Source organism: Mesorhizobium sp. M7A.F.Ca.CA.002.04.1.1, from assembly GCF_004022805.1.
Classification (GTDB): Bacteria; Pseudomonadota; Alphaproteobacteria; order Rhizobiales; family Rhizobiaceae; genus Mesorhizobium; species Mesorhizobium ciceri.
On the sequence record NZ_RZPL01000596.1, the window covers coordinates 1 to 3651 of the forward strand.

Annotated in this window: 6 protein-coding genes; 4 read left to right on the top strand and 2 right to left on the bottom strand. The window is 62.9% G+C overall.

The genetic code is table 11. The features are described from left to right. The coding region (locus tag ENZ75_RS24950; RefSeq protein WP_128278391.1) for an NUDIX domain-containing protein at positions 1–380 on the bottom strand (380 nt) is incomplete at its 3' end. Positions 381–605: 225 nt separating this feature from the next. Here ENZ75_RS24950 and ENZ75_RS24955 point away from each other — a divergent pair. The 3 genes from ENZ75_RS24955 (at position 606) to ENZ75_RS24965 (ending at position 2370) form a co-directional block, all read left to right on the top strand. Beyond that, entirely contained in the window at positions 606–1709 is a 1104-nt protein-coding gene (locus ENZ75_RS24955; RefSeq protein ID WP_024504404.1) for an NADH:flavin oxidoreductase/NADH oxidase, read from the top strand. 112 nt (positions 1710–1821) lie between these two features. Beyond that, a complete protein-coding gene (locus ENZ75_RS24960; RefSeq protein ID WP_013532012.1) occupies positions 1822–2100 on the top strand; it encodes a DUF982 domain-containing protein in 279 nt (92 codons plus the stop codon). A 30-nt stretch (positions 2101–2130) separates the two neighbouring features. Next, positions 2131–2370 (top strand): DUF2188 domain-containing protein, encoded by a 240-nt coding sequence (locus ENZ75_RS24965; RefSeq protein ID WP_013532013.1) that lies wholly within the window; start codon positions 2131–2133, stop codon positions 2368–2370. A 159-nt stretch (positions 2371–2529) separates the two neighbouring features. On the opposite strand, the gene ENZ75_RS35320 is transcribed toward ENZ75_RS24965, so the two are convergent. Continuing rightward, the gene (locus tag ENZ75_RS35320) at positions 2530–3048 is read right to left on the bottom strand and encodes a hypothetical protein (RefSeq protein ID WP_245481218.1); all 519 of its coding nucleotides are present in this window, start codon (positions 3046–3048) and stop codon (positions 2530–2532) included. A 159-nt stretch (positions 3049–3207) separates the two neighbouring features. On the opposite strand from ENZ75_RS35320, the gene ENZ75_RS24975 reads away from it, so the two are divergent. Then, positions 3208–3651, top strand: a 444-nt coding sequence (locus tag ENZ75_RS24975) for a molybdopterin-binding protein (RefSeq protein WP_164887982.1), incomplete at its 3' end; no start/stop codon positions are given.

Here is a 3651-nt window from a genome sequence, read left to right on the forward strand (position 1 = left end):
CTTTCGGTGACGCTGCCGGGGCTCATATAGGGCGAAAACAGCCGCTCGATATCCTTCAAGCGATACCCCAGCTCTTCCTCGGCTTCCTTGCGGATGGCGGTCTCCGGATCGTTTTCGTCCAACAGACCGGCACAGGCCTCGATCAGCGGCTCGCGGTGGCCGGTGACGTAAGCGGGATAGCGGAACTGGCGCACCAGAAGCACGGTCGAACGCAAGGGGTCGTAAGGCAGGATCACCGCACCATCGCCGCGATCATAGGTCTGGCGGATTTGCGTCTCCCACTGACCGTCGCGCCGGCGGTAGTCGAGGACGGTCTTCTTCAGGATGGCCCAGTCGTCGGAGAGGATTTCCTCCGAACGGACGCGAATACGATCTTCCATCCCGGTCTCCATGCTAAAGCGCGTCGCACTTCATGCTCCTGTTTATGCCTGTCGTTCTCCCAAAACCGGAGCCACTTTTGGGAGACATGCCTGGCCGAGGCGTAGCCGCGAACCGGCATTTCGGCAATCCCGCCCGTGATTGGTCCAGAAGCCCTTTCACCGCCTCGTGTCTGGCGCAGGCGCCATCGGTCGCCTAAATAGCTGCGAACCCTCCCGGAGTTTCTCATGACAGCGTCGCTTTTCCAGTCGATCACTCTCGACGGCCTCACCTTCCCCAACCGCATCGCCGTCGCGCCGATGTGCCAGTATTCCGCCGAGGACGGCTCGGCCAGCGACTGGCATCTCCATCACTGGATGAACCTCGCAATGTCCGGCGCCGGCATGGTCACGGTCGAGATGACCGATGTCGAGCGGCGCGGGCGTATCACCCATGGCTGCCTCGGCCTTTACTCTGAAGACAATGAAGCGGCCGCCCGCCGCGCGCTGGACGCTGCACGACGCGTCGCCGCACCCGGCACGAAATTCGGCTCCCAACTGGCCCATGCCGGCCGCAAGGCTTCGAACCGCAAGCCGTGGGAGGGCGGCGGGCCACTGAAGCCAAACGAGGATCCCTGGCAGACCGTCTCCGCCTCGGCCATCCCCTACGACACCGGCTGGAACGTGCCGCACGCTCTGGAGGACGAGGAGATCCTACAGCTGATCGAGCGCTTCGCCGAGGCGGCAAGGCGAGCCGAACGCGCCGGCTTCGATTTCCTCGAACTGCACGCCGCGCATGGCTATTTGATCTTCCAGTTCCTGTCGCCCTTGTCCAACCAGCGCACGGACCGCTGGGGTGGCGCGCTGGAAAACCGCATGCGTTTTGCCGTCGAAATCACCAAGGCGGTGCGCAAGGCGGTGCCAAAGCTGATGCTCGGCGCAAGGCTGTCCGTGAAGGATTGGGTCGACGGCGGCTTCGACGTGGCGGACGCGATCGAAGTGGCCAAAGCGCTGAAGGACGAGGGCGTTGCCTATCTCTGCTGTTCGAGCGGCGGCAATTCGCCGTTGCAGAAATTGCCCACCGGCCCCGGCTATCAGGTGCATCTGGCGGAGGCGGTGCGCAAGGGCGCTGATATTCCGACCCGCGCCGTCGGCCTGATCGACGACCCCAAGCAGGCCGAAGCGATCGTCACCGAGGGCCGCGCCGACATGGTGGCGCTGGCGCGGGCCTTCCTGGCTGATCCGCGCTGGGGGTGGCGTGCGGCGGCGACATTCAGCGAGACAATCCACCCGGCGCCACAACTTGCCCGTTCGGTGACCACGATGCAGCATTGGATGAAGGCGGCGGGCTGAACGGTTCGCGCTCCCGACACGGCGCTGTAGAGCCTTCAAACAGCCTCTGAGACGTTTGGGCGCAGGCTGACGGCCATGGTTGCAACCAAATTGGCTGCTTTGCGTTGCGGCCATGATGGACAACAAACCTTTTGAAGTGCCGGTCGTCGTCGAACTTGGCCACGTCGGCAAATATCGCCACATCCGCAGCGCCCAGGAGGCCGCGGAGTGCCTGATGACGGTGTGGCCGCTCAATCGCGGCCCGCGCCATCGTGATGCCCTCGACACTTGCCTCAAAGTGCTGGAAGGTTATCGTTCGACAGCAGATGCGCGCCGGGCGCTGATTGAAGCCGCCAAGGAATCGGAAGTGCTGGTGCCCGACGACAGACTGCCCGACGACCGACTGCATTGAGCAGACGGACCTTTCAACCGGAGGTTTTTCATGGCGAAGCTGACTTACAAGATCGTCGAACATGACGGCGGCTGGGCCTACAAGGTCGGAGCGACCTTTTCCGAGACGTTTCCGACGCATCAGGACGCGTTGCGCGCCGCCGAAATCGCCTCGGCCGAGCAGCAGGTCGCCGGAGCGACGGACGGCATCCAGTATGAGGACGCCGAGGGAAAATGGCATGAGGAACTGGCCGACGGCCGCGACCGGCCGCAGACAGAAGTCTCGGACTGATTCGGTATCGCGGTTGATGTGGAGCGGTTCGACGGAGCGCCGACCGCAGCGCCGTCCGGAGAGAGGACGCGCCAGCGGCCAGCGGCTGTCCTTGCGGACTAGCCCTCGAACATGGATTTCTGGAAAATCGGCGTGCGCTTTTCGGAAATCACGTTCTGGCTATTTGCCGCAATACTGATCGTTGACGTTTTGCCCTGCGTTAGCGTCCGGGCCTGGTGTGTTGTGGGCACATGGGCCAATAGCGCCGGTGTTGCCTTGGGTGTTCAACCCGGAGCCGTCACTGATGCTTCCCGTGGTGTAGGGGTCGACAGTTGTCTGGTCGTTGTTACCGAACAGCCACCAGTCATGATTGTTTGAGTACCTGTCGTCCAGTGACTGCGCCATCGCCGATGTGGCGAGACCGATCGTCAGGACGGATGCTGCGAGAAGTTTTGTAACCATTGAATCACTCCGTATCTTAGCCGCCTTGGTGCGACACTCATAAAACCCGGTAGTCAGCCGAATGGTTCCTTGAAATTGTCGTGAAGCTGAGGTGAGGCCCCGATCAGCCCGGCCGGCGATGCGCTCGATGGATGCGGCGGTTCGCTCCTGGGCCATGAATTCCGGCAAGTGCCCCTTGCCATAGCACCCGTCGATGCGGCCGAGATCTTGCTCGACCGCCACGTCATCGCAGAACATGGTGTGGAAACGAGTTGGCTTCGACCGAGCCATCCACCTCCGGCGGTCATGTAGTCGGGCAGGAAAGCCGGCGCCGCGGAGATGACATTGCGGCCACCGCTGCGCCGCGCTATCTCAGACCACTCGCCTTCCCGGGCCACTCGCTTGCCGGAGCTTCCCATGCCTGAAATCGTGACCGCCGCCATGCTCGTCATCGGCGATGAGATTCTGTCCGGCCGCACCAAGGACAAGAACATCGGCCATCTCGCCGACATCATGACGGCGATCGGCATCGACCTGAAGGAAGTGCGCATCGTCCCGGACGAGGAAGACGAGATCATCGCGGCGGTGAACGCCGTGCGCGCGCGCTACACTTATGTGTTCACCACGGGCGGCATCGGGCCGACGCATGACGACATCACGGCCGATTCCATCTCCAAGGCCTTTGGCGTACCTTGCGAATACGATGCCCGGGCCTATGCGATGCTGGAAGCAAGCTATGCCGCGCGCGGCATCGAATATACCGAGGCCCGCAAGCGCATGGCACGGATGCCGCGCGGCGCCGATCTCATCGACAATCCGGTGTCGGTCGCGCCTGGCTTCCGCATCGGCAACGTCCACGTC